Genomic DNA, 14,891 nt, shown 5'->3' on the forward strand with positions numbered 1-14,891 from the left:
CGCCGGGACCACCCGGCCCGCCCGCGACGTCCGCGTGACGGCCGTCCAGACGGCACGCGTCCGGGTGGCGGGCGTGACGGTCGGTTAGGCGGCGCGCGTCCAGGCGGCGCGTTACGTCAGGCGGCGCGGCTGGAGTTCGGGACGGGGGCCGAGCGGCCGGTCCAGGGTCAGCGTCACGTCGCGCACGGTGACGCCGGACGCGTCCGCCATCACCGGATTGAGCTCCAGGCGCGCCACCTCGGGCAGGTCGTAGCCGAGCCGGGACGCGCGCAGCAGCAGCTCCTCCAGGGCCTTCAGGTTCACCCGCTTCGCGCCGCGGTGGCCGAGCAGGAGCGGGGCCGTCCGGATGGCGCGGATCATCTCCGCCGCGTCCACGTCCGCGAGCGGCGAGAGCCGGTAGGCGCGGTCGTCCAGCAGGGCGGCGGTCTCGTCGGCGATGCCGAAGGAGACCAGCGCGCCGAACGAGGGGTCCTCCCTGATCACGACGCGGGTCGGCACCGAGTGCGCGCCGCCGCCGGCGGCCACCTCGATGCCGTAGCAGGCCAGCAGCTCCGCCGCCTGCTTCGGCGTGACGTCCACCGGGCCGCCGCCCCCCGCGCCGAGCCAGCCGGCGACCAGGGCCCGCGCGCGCTCGCGGTCGGCGTCCTCGAAGTTCGGCACGGTCCCGGCGGGCCGCCTGCGCCACTGCGCGTAGCGGATCACGTAGGCCATCGCACGGACGGCGTCCTCCGGCGACGGGTAGGACGGCACCGAGCCCTCCGCGGCCATCCCGTCCGGGCCGATCACGCGCAGGTCGGCGGGCATGCCCTCGGTGCCGAGGTACGTCGCCGCGATCGGCTTCTCCGCCTCCGCGGCGAGCCGGATGATCTTCTCGGGGACGCGCACGTCGAACCCGCCGATCGTCGGCGGCGTGAACAGCGCCACCACCGCGTCGACGCCGTCGTCGGCCAGCGCCGCGGCGAGGGCCGCCTCGTAGTCGTCGGCGTCCGCCTCCGGGCCGAGGTCGATCCGGGGCCGGACGTCCAGGCCGAGCGCGACCGCCTCGTCCTGCGCCAGCAGCCCCAGCGAGTTCGAGTTGTCGATGATCGCGACGCGGTCGCCGGCCGGGAGCGGCTGGTAGGCCAGGAGCTGCGCCACGTCGAACAGCTCCGAGATGTCCTCCACGCGGATCACGCCGGCCTGTTCGAACAGCGCGCTGACCGCGTGGTCGGGGAGGGTCAGCGCGCGCGCCGCGTGCCCGATGGGGACGCCCTGCGTGCTGCGGCCGCTCTTGACGGCCACGATCGGCTTGCGCCGCCCCAGCCTGCGAGCCAGCCGCGCGAACTTGCGGGGGTTGCCCAGCGACTCCAGGTACAGCAGGACGGCCTTGGTCGCCGGGTCCTCCTCCCAGTACTGCAGGAGGTCGTTGCCCGACACGTCCCCCCGGTTGCCGGCGGAGACGAACGTGGACAGGCCGAGGCCGCGTTCCGCCGTCCGCTGCAGGATGGCGATGCCGAGCGCGCCGGACTGGGAGAAGAAGCCCACCGGGCCCCGTCCCGGCATCGTCGGCGCCAGGGTCGCGTTGAGCCGCACGTCCGGGTCGGTGTTGGCGATGCCGAGGCAGTTGGGCCCCACCACGCGCATGCCGTAGGCCCGCGCCAGCCGGACCAGCTCCTCCTGCCTGGCCCGCCCCTCCTCGCCGATCTCCCCGAAACCGGACGAGACGACGATCAGGCCCCGCACGCCCTTGCTCGCGCACTGCTGCACGACCTCGTGGACGGCGTCGGCGCGGACGGCGACGACGGCGAGGTCCACGTCGTCCGGGATCTCCAGGACGGACGCGTAGGCCCGCACCCCCGCCACGGCCACCGCCGTCGGATGCACGGGGTACACCGGCCCGGTGAAGTCGCCGGCCAGCAGGTTGCGCAGCACGGTCTGGCCGACGCTGTGCTCGGCGCGGCTCGCGCCGATCACCGCCACCGACCGCGGGAACAGCAGCCGCTGGATCGACCGCGACTCGGCCCGGTGCTCCCGCGCCGTCATGACCTCCAGCGACGTCTCGGTGGGCTCCAGGTCGAGGACGAGCTCGATCACGCCCTCCTCGAACCGCTGCTCCGCCCGGTACCCCGCCTCCCGGAACACCCGCGTCATCCGCCGGTTCTCGGGCAGGACGCTGGCCACGAACCGGCGCAGGCCCCGCTCCCGCGCCGCCGCCGCGATGTGCTCCAGCAGCACCGGTCCGAGCCCGCGGCCCTGGTGCGCGTCCTCCACGAGGAACGCGACCTCGGCCGTCTCCGGGCGGTCGGCCAGCCGGTCGTAGCGGACGACCGCCACCATCTCCTCGCCGATCGTGGCGATCAGCGCGGCCCGCAGGTCGTGGTCGACGGTCGTGAAGTGCTCGACGTCACGGTCCGACAGGTGGGGGCGCGGCGAGAAGAACCGGTAGTAGATCGACTCCGGGGACAGCCGCCCGTGGAACGCGCGCAGCATCTCGCCGTCATCAGGCCGGATGGGACGCAGGTGGGCCGTCCCGCCGTCGCTCAGGACGACGTCGGCCTCCCAATGATCCGGATAACCCTCGGTCACGTACCCGAGGGTAAGGCACGGGCGGCCGGATGCCCGCGCCACGAAAAACCGTCCTTCCCGTCTTTCGCTGCGCGTTCGAGACCTAATCGGGGCCCCGAAGCTGTTACGGTCGTCCCCACGCCCTGGATGCCGCTCGCGCGGGCCGTGTTGATCGAGGTGATGACTCCATGACGCGCGTGGTCGTGGTCGGCGATCTGATGACAGACACCGTTGCGCGTGCCGCGTACCCCTTGGCAAAGGGGAGCGACACGCCTGCTGCCGTGACGACCCACGGAGGCGGCTCGGGCGCCAACGTGGCGGCATGGCTCGCCGTGGAGGGGATCGACGTCGCGTTCGTCGGCCGCCGCGGTTCGGACATCGCCGGACGTAACCGGGACATGGAACTCATGGGGTACGGCGTCGACGCCCGCCTCGTGATGGACGGGGAGCGCCCCACCGGCACCTGTGTGGTGATGGTCACCCACAAAGGCGACCGGACGATGCTCTCCGACCCGGGCGCCAACGGCGCGCTCCTCCCCGAGGACATCGAGCGCTGCAAAGACCTGTTCACGCAGGGTACCCACCTGCACCTTTCCGGCTACGCCCTGATCAACGAGGGCTCTCGGAAAGCGGCCATCCACACCCTCGACCTCGCCCGCAAGGCGCAGATGTCGGTCTCGGTGGACGGCGGCTCCTCGTCCCCGCTCAAGCGGATGGGCGCCGAGCCCTTCCTGGAGTGGACGCAGGGCGCCCGCCTCCTGGTCGTGAACGCCAAGGAGGCCGAGATCCTCACCGGCCGCGACAACCCCGGGCAGGCCGCCAAGGTCCTGACCGCCTGGTACCCGCAGGTCGTCATCAAGACCGGCGAGGACGGCGCGCTCTGGTACACCAACGGCCGCCCCGAGCCCATCACGGTCGCCGCCGACCCCATCGAGAAGATCGTCGACGGCACCGGTGCCGGCGACGCCTTCGTCGCGGGCTTCCTCCCGCCCTGGCTGGACGGCAAGCAGCCCGCCGACGCCCTCACCGCCGGCTGCCGCCTCGCCGCCCAGGCCATGAAGCACCTGGGCGCCCGTCCGACCCTCGACGTGGTGGACAACCAGATCAACTGACGGGCTCCCCGGCCTGAAGCACGGGCCGGGGATTCGGCCTGTGCCGCCCCGTCCGGGACGGCACTCCTGCGGCTTCCCGCTTCATCGGTGATCGCCGCGGCGAGCCGCGGGCTCACATCCCCTCCCCCACAGGCGGTTCATGTCTCCGCCCGCCCGGCGGCGACCGTCACGCTGTGTCCGTCGTGGCCCGTCGTGGTCCGTTGTGACGTTTCGGAGCTTCCGGAGTGACCCGTCGCCCCGCACATCGACCACACCAGCGAGTACACGCTAAGCGGTCAGCCGGTCACTAGCGTTTCGTGAAGTTCGCCCCGGCACAGTCAAGCGATCGGGGTGTAGCTACGGACGTCTTCTTTCACCGCCGCCCACAGGCGGTTGAGGGGATGGCCCGCGTCGTAGCGTTCGAGGTCGGCGCGGCGGACGAAGGCACCGGTCATGAGTTCGGCCTTCGGCTCCATGTCGTCGCGGAGCTTGACGGCGCGGAGCGGGACGGTGCCCGGGTCGTCCTGGGCGGCCATGCCGCGGCCGATCGAGCCGGTGACGATCATGCAGCCGCGGACGAAGCCGGAGCGCAGCAGGGACAGGCCGTAGTGCACGTCGTCGATGTCGGCGACGACGGTGAGGCGCTCGCGGAAGTTCGGCCCGTACCAGGTGGCGAGCAGGTCGGCGACCAGCCCCGCGGGCGGCACCACGAGCGGGACGCCGGCGAGCCGGCTCGTCTCGACCGGCGTGTCCGGCAGTTCGGACACCGGCAGGTTGGTGAGCAGCAGCGCCTGCCCCCGGGCGTACTCGACGACCTCGTACTCCCGGAAGCGCAGGTCGCCCTCCGGCGTGCTGACGATGCTGCCGCAGATGAGGTCGACCTGGCGGGTCTCCAGCCGCGACCACAGGTCCTTCGTGCGGACGTGGGCGACCTTGAACTCGACCTCGCGCTGCCGGAACTCCTCCGACACGCGGTTCCAGGCGCGCGAGACGATCGGGAGCGTGAACTCGGTCGTGCCGACGGTGAGCATCCTGCCGAGGCGGCGCCGGCTCCAGTGAATGGACTCCAGCCATTTCCCGAACGTCGTCCGCGCCAGTTCCACGGTGGTCTCGCCGGTCGGGGTGAACAGGAAGTCCTTGCCGCGCCCCTGCCTGACGGTCAGAACCTCCCCGCAGAGGGTCTGGCTGTTGCGGTTGAGCGTGTCCAGCTGCTTCTGCACGCTCGACTGCTCACGGCCGAGGACGCGGGCGGCCCGGAGCGCGTTGCCGGTCTCGTGCACGACCAGGAGCGTCCGCAACTGGTCGAACGTCATGTCCAGCAGCCCGGACGGGCATTCGAGGATCGCGTCATGGGTCGGTGACACGGGCAGCGACATTACTACCTGTTCCGTCGGCCCCGCCGAAATGGCCGATTGGCCAGCTGAACGGGAAATGATGACATTTCCCGCTGAACTTATCTCAAGATGTTCTTGCAATCAACTGGACAGGGTTTTCTAACCTCTAGAACACTTTCCCTTGGGCAGGTCGCTCCCGCCGCCGTCATCCGTCCCCCTTGGACGGCGGCGCTCCCGGGCGCGCCCCGGCGGTGCCGGCCGCCGGGGCCGCCACCACGACTCCCGTTCGCCGCGGCTCTTCTCCGCCGCGGCGCCGGGGCCGGACGCCGGTCCGTGCGCGGGGCCGCGCGCACGGACCGGCCCGATCGTCCCGCCCGCGCCCACGGGGGCGCGCGGGCGGAGCACGATCTCCCGGCACGCGGGGCCAATCGGGGGGACCACTCGGTACCACTCCCCCTGCCGCTCCTCGACGTCGATGGAGTGCTCAACCCGTACGGCTGCGCACGCCACCCGTGCTTCCTCGGGCCGCCAAGTGGGACGGCCGGTGCCAGTTCCAGGCGACGGACGGCGGCGCCGGCCGGTCGCGTCGTGGTCTCCTCTCAGTTGGGAATGGCGAGGGTCAGCGGGAGGACCTGGCCGGCACCGGATTCCTTGAGGAGGCGGGTGGCCACGGTCATGGTCCAGCCGGTTTCCATGCGGTCGTCCACGAGTAGGACGGGGCCCGGGTTGACGGATAGGGCTTCGGCCAGGTCGGTGGGGACGGCCAGGGAGTGCCAGACGGAGCTGAGGCGCTGGGCGCTGTTGTGGCGGCGCGGGACCGGCTCGCCGAGCGGGGTCAGCTCGCCCAGGTAGGGAAGGCGGCCGATCTCGGCGATGCGGTGGCCGAACGAACCGACCAGGCGCGGGCGGGATCGGGAGCCGACGGTGACGACGCCGGTGGGGCGGGCGGGCCAGTCCCAGGCGGCGAGCACCCTGATGACGGCGTTCACCAGGTCGTCGGGGACGTCGGTGTCGCCGCCGGCGAGCAGTTCGCGCAGGCGGTTGCCCCAGCCGATGTCGGTGAGGCGGCCCAGGGCACGGCCGGTTTCGGGCAGGAGTTCGGGCTTGATGCGGCCGGACACGCCCAGGTCGTCCTTGACGCCGGTGGGCCACATGCGGCGGGGCGGCACGTCCACGCCGGGGCGGTGGAGGCGGTCGCGGGCCTGGGCGGCGCCCTCGCTGGTGACGTCGGCCGGCCAGTGGCGGCCCGTGCAGTTGTCGCAGCGGCCGCAGGGGGCGGCGGAAGGGTCGTCCAGCTGGCGGCGGAGGTACTCCTCCCGGCAGCCGGTCGTCGAGATGTAGTCGAGCATGGCCTGCTGCTCGCGGCGGCGCGCGGCGGTGACCCGCTCGTAGCGCTCGCGGTCGTAGGACCAGGGCTCGCCCGTGGACGTCCAGCCGCCCTTGACGCGGCGGACCGCGCCGTCCACGTCGAGGACCTTGAGCATCATTTCGAGGCGTGCCCGGTTGAGGTCGACCTGGGGTTCGAGCGCGCCGGTGGACAGGGGGCGCCCGGCGGCCTCCAGGACGCCGAGGGTGTCGCGGACGAGCGGTTCGGGCGGGAAGCCGAGGCTGGCGAAGTAGGCCCAGATGTCGCGGTCCTCCCGGCCGGGAAGGAGGATGACCTCGGCGCGGTCGACGCCGCGGCCCGCGCGCCCGATCTGCTGGTAGTAGGCGACCGGGGACTGCGGGGCGCCCACGTGGACGATGAACCCGAGGTCGGGCTTGTCGTAGCCCATGCCGAGGGCGCTGGTGGCGACGAGGGCCTTGAGCTTGTTGTCCTGGAGGTCCTGCTCGGCCTGGAGCCGCTCGGCCTGCTCGGTCTGGCCGGAGTAGGCGGCGACCTCGTGGCCGCGGTCGCGCAGGTAGCCGGTGATCTCGTGGGCGGCGGCGACGGTGAGCGTGTAGATGATCCCCGAGCCGGGGAGGTCGGCGAGGTGCTCGCCCAGCCAGGCGATGCGCTGCTCCGCGGTGGGCAGGGCGACGACGGCGAGGTGCAGCGAGTCGCGTTCGAGCGCGCCGCGCAGGACGAGGGCGTCGTCGCCGGCGAGCTGCTCGGCGACGTCCTGGGTGACGCGGGCGTTGGCGGTCGCGGTGGTGGCGAGCACCGGGATGCCGGGCGGCAGCTCGGCCAGCAGGGTGCGGAGCCGGCGGTAGTCGGGACGGAAGTCGTGCCCCCAGTCGGAGATGCAGTGCGCCTCGTCGACGACGACCAGCCCGGCGCCGGCGGCGAGCTTCGGCAGGACGAGGTCGCGGAAGTCGGGGTTGTTGAGCCGCTCGGGGCTGACGAGCAGGACGTCGACCTCCCCCGCCTCCACCTCGGCGAAGACCTGCTCCCAGTCGCCCGTGTTGGACGAGTTGATCGTGCGGGCGTTGATCCCGGCGCGGACCGCGGCCTCGATCTGGTTGCGCATCAGCGCCAGCAGCGGCGACACGATCACGGTGGGGCCCGCGCCGCGTTCGCGGAGCAGCCGGGTGGCCACGAAGTACACCGCGGACTTGCCCCAGCCCGTCCGCTGGACGACCAGGGCCCGGCGCCGCTCGACGACGAGGGCGCTGATCGCCGTCCACTGGTCGTCGCGAAGCCGCGCGTGGTCGCCCGCGAGGGCGCGCAGGCAGCGTTCGGCCTCGTCCCGGAGTCCGTCAGGAGTGCTCATGCGTCCTTGGTACCAGTGGCCTGGAAGAAGTCGCACCAGAATCACGTTCTGTGGAAAACGGGCGCGGGGGTCCGCGGGAGTCCGGCCGCCGGACCGTGGGTAGCCTGCCTTCCAAGATCGGTTCGCACGGCGGAAGGACATCTCGGGGGAATGGGCACGGCCGAACGCGTGCTGGGGCCGCACGCAGCGGAGCGGCTGCGGGAGTCGCCCGCGGCGCAGCGGCTGCGGCGGACATGGCAGGTCCTGATGGACGCGAGCCCGCCGGAGCCGCCCGAGGAGGAACCCGGCGAGGTCGTCGACCCGCGGGCGATCGACCTCGTGTTGCGCGTGGGCGAGCTCCTGCTGGCCAGTGGTGAGAGCACCGAGCGTGTGAACGAGGCCATGCTCAGCCTGGCGGTCGCCTACGAACTCCCCGGCTGCGAGGTCCAGGTCACGCTGACCAGCATCCTGGTGTCGGCCCACCCTGGAAAGGGCGCGCCGCCGATGACGGGAACGCGGGCCATCCGGCGACGGACCCCCGCCTACTGGCGGCTCACCGCGCTGCACAAGCTCGTCCAGGACGCGTCCATCGGCATGTTGGAACTGGACGAGGCGCACCAGAGGCTCGCGGAGATCAAGCGGGGCCGGGCCCCGTATCCGGCCTGGCTGCTGGTCATGTCGCTGGGGCTCATCAGCGCCTCGGGCAGTGTGCTGGCCGGCGGCGGGCCGCTCGTGGCGACCACCGCGTTCGGCGCGACCCTGGTGGGCGAGCGCACCGGCGCGATCCTGGCGCGGCGCGGCATCGCGGAGTTCTTCCAGCTCGCGGTCGCCGCCGCGATCGGCGCGGGTGCCGCGGCGCTGGTGGTGAGCGTGGGCAGCCCCGGGCAGGCCGCCGCGATCGTCACGGGCGCGATCCTGGCGCTGCTGCCGGGACGGCCCCTGGTCGCCAGCATTCAGGACGGCATCACGGGCGACCTGGTCAGCGCCGGGGCGCGGGTGCTGGAGGTCTTCTTCATCATCGCGGCCCTCGTCGCGGGGCTCGGCGCGGTCGTGTACCTGGCGGTCAGCCTCGGCGCACCGATCGACGTCAGCCATCTGCCCACCGCGCCCGCGACGCTGCAGCCGCTCGGGGTCATCGCGGCCGCCGCGATCTCGCTGACGTTCGCGATATCCCTCGCCGCGCCGCGCGAGGTGCTGGTCGCGGCGGCTCTGGGCGGCGCGCTGATCTGGGTCCTGTACGTCCTCGCGCGCGGGTGGGGGCTGCCTCCCGTCCTGGCGGCGGCCATGGCCGCCACCGTCGTCGGTGTGCTCGCCAACTGGCTCGCCCGCAGGCAGGGGCAGCCGGTCATGCCGCTCGTCGTGCCGGCCATCGGCCCCCTCCTGCCCGGGACGGCGCTCTACCGGGGAATGGTCGAGCTCAACACCGGCCACCCGGACACGGGCGTGCTCAGCCTCATCGGCGCGGTCTCGGTGGCGCTCGCGCTGGGCGCCGGGGTCAACCTCGGCGGCGAGCTCGTCCGGGCCTTCCAGAGCGTCGGGCTGAGCGCCTCCGGGCGCTGGGCGCGGCCCGCGGCCCGCCGCACCCGCGGTTTCTAGCCGGCGGTCGTCCCGCCTGTTCTGTCGGTGGCGGACGTTACGTTCGCCGCATGTACCGACAGGGAGACATCCTGATCCTGCCCGTGCCGGAGGACGCGGTCCCCGGCTCCGTGCGCGCCCTTCCGCCCGCCCCGCGGGACGGCCGGGGCCGCATGGTCCTGGCGCTCGGCGAGGCCACGGGCCACGCGCACGCGCTGGCCGCGCCCGGTTCGCTGCTGCGCTCCCCCGACCCGCTCGCGCCGGACCACCTGCACCTGCCGTCCGGCGGGCGGCTGGTCCACGAGGAGCACGCGGCGATCTCGCTGCCCAAGGGCTGGTACCGGGTGGTCCGCCAGCGCGAGTACATCCCCGGCGCCGTCCGCGTCGTGGCCGACTGAGGAGGATCCGGATGCGCACCGCGACAGCGCGGGAAGCCCATTTCGTGACCGCCGACTGGCAGGCGGCGGCGTTCGGCACCGGTCCCGCCGACCGCGAGCGGGCCGAGGCCGGTGTCGCCGCCGCCTACGCGGCCGCCGGCCTGGAGCCTCCGGAACGCTACGTGTGGATGTCGTCTCCCGCGCGCGGCGCCGTCGCGGCGGCGCTCCTGGCACGGCGCGGCGACGCGGGGGCCGGTGTCCTGCACGCGGTGAGGACGCGCCCCTGGGAGGCCGAGCGCGCCGCGGCCTGCTCCGAACTGGGGCCGGAGCAGTGGTCGCGCGTGTGGGCCGAGACGGGCGGCCTGCTGTGGGACCAGGTCCAGTCACTGGTCACGCGGGTGCGCGACGCCATCGGCGACCTCGCCGTGGACGAGGCCGAGCGGGCCGAGCCCTCCGAGCGGGCGCGGGCGGCCACGTCGGTGCTGCGCGGCGCCACGCTCGACGCGGTCCTGGGCCAGCACGACGCGCCGTGGCTGGCCTTCTTCGAGGCGCTCGGGCGGCTGGACGGCCCGCTGGCCGGCCTCGCCGAGGTGGCCCGTTCCGCCGGCTGGTGGTGGCCGTACGAGCGGCTCGCGATCCTGACGGAACGCCCTAGCGAGCTGTACCGGGACGAGCCCGGCCGGCTGCACCGCGGCGACGGCCCGGCCCTCGCCTACCCCGACGGGTTCGCGTTCCATGCCTGGCGCGGCATGCCGATCCCTCCCGATTTCGTGGCGTCGCTGAGCGGGCTGACGGCCGACCGGATCTCCGCCGAGGAGAACGCCGAGCTGCGCCGGGTCATGCTGGAGATCTTCGGCTACGACCGCTACCTGGCGGAGACCGGCGCGCGCCCCCTGCACCGCGACGAGACCGGCGTCCTGTGGTCGATCGACCTCCCGGGAGACGAGCCCGTCGTCATGGTCGAGGTGGTCAACTCCACACCCGAACCGGACGGCACGTACCGCACCTACTACCTCCGCGTCCCCCCGGCCACCCGCACAGCCCGTGCGGGCGTTGCCTGGACCTTCGGCATGGCCGAGTCCGACTACCGCCCAGCAAAACAAACCTGACCGGCCTGAACACCGGTAACGGTGCGCGGGGCCTGGTGGCGGGTCAGGGGGTTACGGTTTGGGCCCAGGTGACCTTTCCCTCGGCTGTGGAGCGCCAGCCCCAGGCTCGGGACAGGGCGCCGACGAGCATCAGGCCCCGGCCGCCTTCGGCCTGCAGGTCGGGGGCGGGGACGGCCGGGGCCTGCGGGTTGTCGTCCCATACCTCGACCATGGCGGTCTTGTCGTCGGGCAGGTAGATGACGAGGGTGACCGTGTTCGCATGGCGGATCGCGTTGGTGACGAGTTCGCTGGTGATGAGCTCCAGGTCTCCGTGGACGTCCTGGCGGTCCCAGCCCTCCAGGGCAGCGCGCACCGTGTCACGGGCAGCCCGGACGGCCGCTTCGACCGGCTCGAGCGCGAGGACGAAGTGGGGGCGCTGTCGATGATCCACGGAACCGCCTAACTTCACCGGCTAGATGCAAGCATGCGCTCTTTGAGACGGTCGCGCACGGGTTCTGGACTCACCGCCGACCCTGTTTCCACACTGCGCGCATGCCGAATGCCGTGGTCTGTTCGCGTGACGGGGGAACCCGCACCGTCACGTATGGCCGAGCAGGACCGGGATGCGTTCCAGGACGCCGCCCGCGAACGTGTCGTAGAGCCCGAGTGGCACAAGGTGGACATAGCCGATGTGGCAATCGCACGTGTCGAGGGGGCACGGGCGGGGCCTGAGCGCGGCCCTGAACGAGCCGTCGTAGAGGTTGCCCAGGACGGCCGGGACGAAGTGGCAGCGGCGCACGGTGCCGGCGCCGTCCACGGACACGACGGTCTCTCCGGTGCGGCAGGCGAGGCCGCGGCTGGGGTGCGGGTGCCGGCTCACCGGGAACAGCGGGTCGATCTCCGTCCAGGAGGCGGCTTCCGCGTCGTCGTAGGTGTGTCCTTCGGCGGCGTTGACCCACAGGTACGTTCCGGCGGGGAGGTCGTCGCGCAGGCTCCGGGCCGCGTCGAGGTGGTCGGGTTGCCCGACGATTCCGACGCTGTACCGCACGCCGCGCTGTGTCAGCTCGTGGCATTTGCCAAGGAAACGCTCGTAGGGGACCTCGCCGGGGTGGTAGGTCGCCCAAAGAGCTAGGCGGGTGAGGTCGGCCTCCGACGTCCATGACACGCGGTGGCTGAGGTTCGTCTGGATCGCCACCCGTTCTACGTGGGGGACGTGACTGAGCTCGGTCAGAGCGCGCCTGTACCAGGAGCGGACGAGCCCTTCGCCCCAAGGTGTGAACAGTACGGAGATGGGGTGGTCCTGGCCGGACACCCATCCCGTGAAGCGTTCCAAGGCCGTCCGGTCCGCGCGTAGCTGGTCGGGGGTGTCGCGGCGTTTGGCGAACGGGCAGTAGGGGCACGCGTAGTCGCAACTGGCGAGCGGCCCACGGTAAAGGATCGTCAGGTGGTCCATCAGCGCGCCTCGTAGGCGGACATCAGTTCATTGACGCGAGGCGAAAACAAGGCGGGGCCGATGGCGTCGGAGTAGGCGAGCCCTTCGGGAGTCAGCCGTAGAGCGTTGTCGGTCACTTCCAGCCATCCACGGTCGTCGAACGACTTGAGATCGGCGGGAAAGTCGTCCAGTGGGTCGGTGCCGAACCGCGCACGGTAGGCGCTCCGGTCGAGGCCGGTCGCCTGCAGGAGGGATTGGACGAGGTGCCGCCGAAGCCGTTCGTCCTCGTCCAGTTGGAGGCCCACACGCGCGGTGGTGAAGTCGTCCTCACGCACATAGGCGTCGATGATGGAGCGCACCTGACCCGCGCCGACCGCGTACTCGAAGGAGTAGTGCAGAGCGGAGGTGTAGGAGCGGGCACCGCAGCCTAGGCCGACCATGCCGTCGGTCTGGCAGCAGTACTCGGTGCCGTTGGCCGTCTCTCCGGGCAGGCGGAACATGCGCATCGACACCTGTTCGTAGCCTTCGGCCAGGAGGTGGTCACGGCCGATCCGGTAGAGGGTGAGGCGCTGGTCGTCCCAGTCTTGGGCGCGACGTCCGAGACCGGTGAGCGGGCGTACATAGAGGGGGTAGAGGTAGATCTCCTCCGGGCGCCACGCAAGGGCGGCGTTGAGGGAGTGCATCCACGTCTCGGGGGTCTGGCCGTCGATGCCGTAGATGAGGTCGATGTTGAGCGTCGGGAAGCCCACCGCACGGATGCGGTCTAGCGCCGCCTCCACTTCGGCGCGCTTCTGCGGACGAACGGCCGCGCGTGCCTCCTCGTCCAGGAAGCTCTGCACGCCGATCGAGATTCGGGTCGTCCCCCGTTCGGCGAGCACCGTCAAACGGTCGGTGGTGGCCGTCGCCGGTGATGTCTCCACACCCAAGGGGATCGCGCCGAATCCCGGGAACCGTCCGGCGACATCGCAGAGCCGTTCCAGTTCGGACGCGGTGAAGTACGTGGGAGTGCCTCCGCCGAACGCCGAAGTGGCGAACGAGGCGTCGTCGCCGAGGGCTTCCAATACGGCCGTGGCCTGCCGGTCGAGCGCGTCCAGGTAGGCACCGGTCAGTTCTTCGGGTGCCCCAGTGCGCGTGAACAGATTGCAGAAGCCGCAACGCATCTCGCAGAAGGGGACGTGGAGGTAGAGGAAGAGTGTGTCGAGCGGCTCGCCCGCCCACACGTCCCGCAGCAGGGGCTCCGGGCTCAGCGGACGGTAGGCGGTCTTGTGCGGATAGGCGTACACGTACCCCTGGTAAGGCGTCACGACAGAATGAACTCCCCGTACGGAACGGTCCAGACGACCTCGTGGCCGATGCGGTGCCCGGTGTGGCCGTCCTCCCCGTAGGCGGTGCCGTGGTCGGAGCAGACGATGACGAAGCAGGGGCGGCGCATCAGCGCGAACAACCGGCCGATGTGGGCGTCGACATGGCGCAGCGCAGCGGCATGGCTGGCGCGTGTGTCCCCGGCCGAGGACGTGGCACCGTCAAGGTAGAACCAGTTGGGCTGGTGCAAGGACGCGACGTTCAGCAGCAGGAACAAGCGCCGGCCGCTGGGCTGGCGTGCCATGACCTCGGCGACGCGGTCGATCTGGTTGGGCAGCGCCTCCGGATCGGTCACGCCGAACCCGCGCTCCCAGTGGCTCTCGTCGAACAGCGACGGAAGCGCCGATCCGAGCGGCGTCAGCTTGTTGAAGAACCCGACACCGCCCACGCAGACCGTGTGGTAGCCGGCGGCGGCGAGCCCCGAGGGCAGGTCGGCGGCGTCGAACGTCCAGGTGCCAGACGCGGTCGTCTCGCTGCCTGGGAACGCCCCTGCGAACAGCCTTGGGTGCGGCCCAGGGGTCGCGGGCGTCGGCAGGAACCCCGCAAGCATCGCGGTGTGCGCGGCATAGGTGAAACTGCCCGGCGTGTGGCGCCGCTCCCACCGGGCCTCGGGGAGGAGGCCCGCGAGAGTGGGCGTCTCACCGGCCGCGGCCAGTTCGGCGGCGACGTCGTAACGGAGCGTGTCCAGTGTCACCAGCAGCAGGTCGTGGCTGCCGATGACCTCGTTCATGTCGTGCACGCACCGCTCCCGGCGAGGACCGTCCTGACCTGCGCAGTGTAGGTGTCGACGCCTTCGGCGGAGCCGCCGGGCAGACCGGTCAGGCCGGGCAGCAGGTCACCGAACGCGTTCACCTCGCCGACCTCGAACCGCCGCAGGCCCGTGCCGACGAGCAGGTCGACGCCGACCATCACGCTCCCCGGGAAGCAGGCGGCGGCCCGCGCGCACACGTCCAGGGCACGGTCCCAGCCGTCGCCCCCGAGCGCGCGCTGCACCGCCCCCAGGTCTCCCCTGGCACCACCCAGATGCAGGTTGGTCATCGGGTGGCGGCTCGTCCGGACGACGGCGTGCGTGGGTTCGCCGCCGATGACGACGACGCGCAGGTCGAACGCCCGGCCGCCGATCGCGGCCTTGGGCAGCCAGCGCTCCACGTGCAGCCCGTCCGGCGCGAGCGCGTCGATGAGGGCGGCGGCCTCCACCTCCGTCCGGTAGGTGCGGACGCGCAGCGAGTTGCGCAGGCCGCCGCGCGTCCAGGCCGCGGACGTGACGGCGCGCACCCGTCCGGGCGCGGTCTCCAGCGCGACGACCCCCGACGCGGACGAGCCGTGCGCCGGTTTGACGAACACGCGCCGCTCCCCCGCCTCCGCCATCCGCGCACGCAGGGCGGCGTAGCCGTCGACGGGCGCAAGGGCGGGCGG

At 72.3% G+C, this 14,891-nt stretch carries 12 protein-coding genes; 4 read left to right on the top strand and 8 right to left on the bottom strand.

Going from position 1 to position 14,891, the window contains the following annotated elements; genetic code table 11:
- Positions 1-111: 111 nt before the first annotated feature.
- Positions 112-2,565 (bottom strand): GNAT family N-acetyltransferase, encoded by a 2,454-nt coding sequence (locus tag E1200_RS21385; protein ID WP_131953834.1) that lies wholly within the window; start codon positions 2,563-2,565, stop codon positions 112-114.
- A 167-nt stretch (positions 2,566-2,732) separates the two neighbouring features.
- Between E1200_RS21385 and E1200_RS21390 the strand changes: the two genes are divergently transcribed.
- Positions 2,733-3,656, top strand: coding sequence for a sugar kinase (locus tag E1200_RS21390; protein WP_131953835.1), 924 nt, complete (start codon positions 2,733-2,735; stop codon positions 3,654-3,656).
- A gap of 317 nt (positions 3,657-3,973) precedes the next feature.
- On the opposite strand, the gene E1200_RS21395 is transcribed toward E1200_RS21390, so the two are convergent.
- Together E1200_RS21395 and E1200_RS21400 are read right to left on the bottom strand one after the other, a co-directional pair.
- A complete protein-coding gene (locus tag E1200_RS21395; RefSeq protein WP_207933472.1) occupies positions 3,974-4,999 on the bottom strand; it encodes a LysR family transcriptional regulator in 1,026 nt (341 codons plus the stop codon).
- Positions 5,000-5,568: 569 nt separating this feature from the next.
- Positions 5,569-7,662, bottom strand: coding sequence for a RecQ family ATP-dependent DNA helicase (locus tag E1200_RS21400; protein WP_131953836.1), 2,094 nt, complete (start codon positions 7,660-7,662; stop codon positions 5,569-5,571).
- Positions 7,663-7,812: 150 nt separating this feature from the next.
- Between E1200_RS21400 and E1200_RS21405 the strand changes: the two genes are divergently transcribed.
- The 3 genes from E1200_RS21405 to E1200_RS21415 are packed head-to-tail and all read left to right on the top strand — an operon-like array spanning position 7,813 to position 10,702.
- Positions 7,813-9,237 carry a threonine/serine exporter family protein gene (locus tag E1200_RS21405; protein WP_243708737.1) on the top strand — a complete coding sequence of 475 codons (1,425 nt, stop codon included), beginning with the start codon at positions 7,813-7,815 and terminating at the stop codon, positions 9,235-9,237.
- 50 nt (positions 9,238-9,287) lie between these two features.
- A complete protein-coding gene (locus E1200_RS21410; RefSeq protein ID WP_131953837.1) occupies positions 9,288-9,614 on the top strand; it encodes a hypothetical protein in 327 nt (108 codons plus the stop codon).
- An 11-nt stretch (positions 9,615-9,625) separates the two neighbouring features.
- Positions 9,626-10,702: a DUF6745 domain-containing protein gene (locus tag E1200_RS21415; protein WP_131953838.1), complete on the top strand. Its 1,077-nt coding sequence runs from the start codon at positions 9,626-9,628 to the stop codon at positions 10,700-10,702.
- Between the two features lie 43 nt (positions 10,703-10,745).
- Here E1200_RS21415 and E1200_RS21420 read toward each other — a convergent pair whose 3' ends face one another.
- The 5 genes from E1200_RS21420 to E1200_RS21440 all read right to left on the bottom strand — a co-directional run.
- Positions 10,746-11,132 carry an ATP-binding protein gene (locus E1200_RS21420; RefSeq protein WP_165950399.1) on the bottom strand — a complete coding sequence of 129 codons (387 nt, stop codon included), beginning with the start codon at positions 11,130-11,132 and terminating at the stop codon, positions 10,746-10,748.
- Positions 11,133-11,279: 147 nt separating this feature from the next.
- Entirely contained in the window at positions 11,280-12,134 is an 855-nt protein-coding gene (locus E1200_RS21425) for an STM4011 family radical SAM protein (protein ID WP_131953840.1), read from the bottom strand.
- Entirely contained in the window at positions 12,134-13,450 is a 1,317-nt protein-coding gene (locus tag E1200_RS21430) for an STM4012 family radical SAM protein (protein ID WP_131953841.1), read from the bottom strand. The genes E1200_RS21425 and E1200_RS21430 overlap by 1 nt, the downstream gene beginning before the upstream one ends.
- On the bottom strand, positions 13,414-14,205 hold the full coding sequence (locus E1200_RS21435) for an STM4013/SEN3800 family hydrolase (RefSeq protein WP_131953844.1): 792 nt from the start codon (positions 14,203-14,205) through the stop codon (positions 13,414-13,416). Before E1200_RS21435 ends, E1200_RS21430 begins: the two co-directional genes overlap by 37 nt.
- Positions 14,202-14,891, bottom strand: a 690-nt coding sequence (locus tag E1200_RS21440) for an STM4014 family protein (RefSeq protein WP_207933473.1), incomplete at its 5' end; no start/stop codon positions are given. The genes E1200_RS21440 and E1200_RS21435, both read right to left, overlap by 4 nt.

This window comes from Actinomadura sp. GC306 (genome assembly GCF_004348665.1).
GTDB lineage: Bacteria > Actinomycetota > Actinomycetes > Streptosporangiales > Streptosporangiaceae > Spirillospora.

Excerpts from the sequence above, each read along its gene's own strand:
- E1200_RS21390 (WP_131953835.1), top strand. The coding sequence starts at position 2,733 with ATGACGCGCGTGGTCGTGGTCGGCGATCTGATGACAGACACCGTTGCG.
- E1200_RS21400 (WP_131953836.1), bottom strand. The coding sequence starts at position 7,662 with ATGAGCACTCCTGACGGACTCCGGGACGAGGCCGAACGCTGCCTGCGC.
- E1200_RS21405 (WP_243708737.1), top strand. The coding sequence starts at position 7,813 with ATGGGCACGGCCGAACGCGTGCTGGGGCCGCACGCAGCGGAGCGGCTG.
- E1200_RS21410 (WP_131953837.1), top strand. The coding sequence starts at position 9,288 with ATGTACCGACAGGGAGACATCCTGATCCTGCCCGTGCCGGAGGACGCG.
- E1200_RS21415 (WP_131953838.1), top strand. The coding sequence starts at position 9,626 with ATGCGCACCGCGACAGCGCGGGAAGCCCATTTCGTGACCGCCGACTGG.
- E1200_RS21425 (WP_131953840.1), bottom strand. The coding sequence starts at position 12,134 with ATGGACCACCTGACGATCCTTTACCGTGGGCCGCTCGCCAGTTGCGAC.
- E1200_RS21435 (WP_131953844.1), bottom strand. The coding sequence starts at position 14,205 with ATGAACGAGGTCATCGGCAGCCACGACCTGCTGCTGGTGACACTGGAC.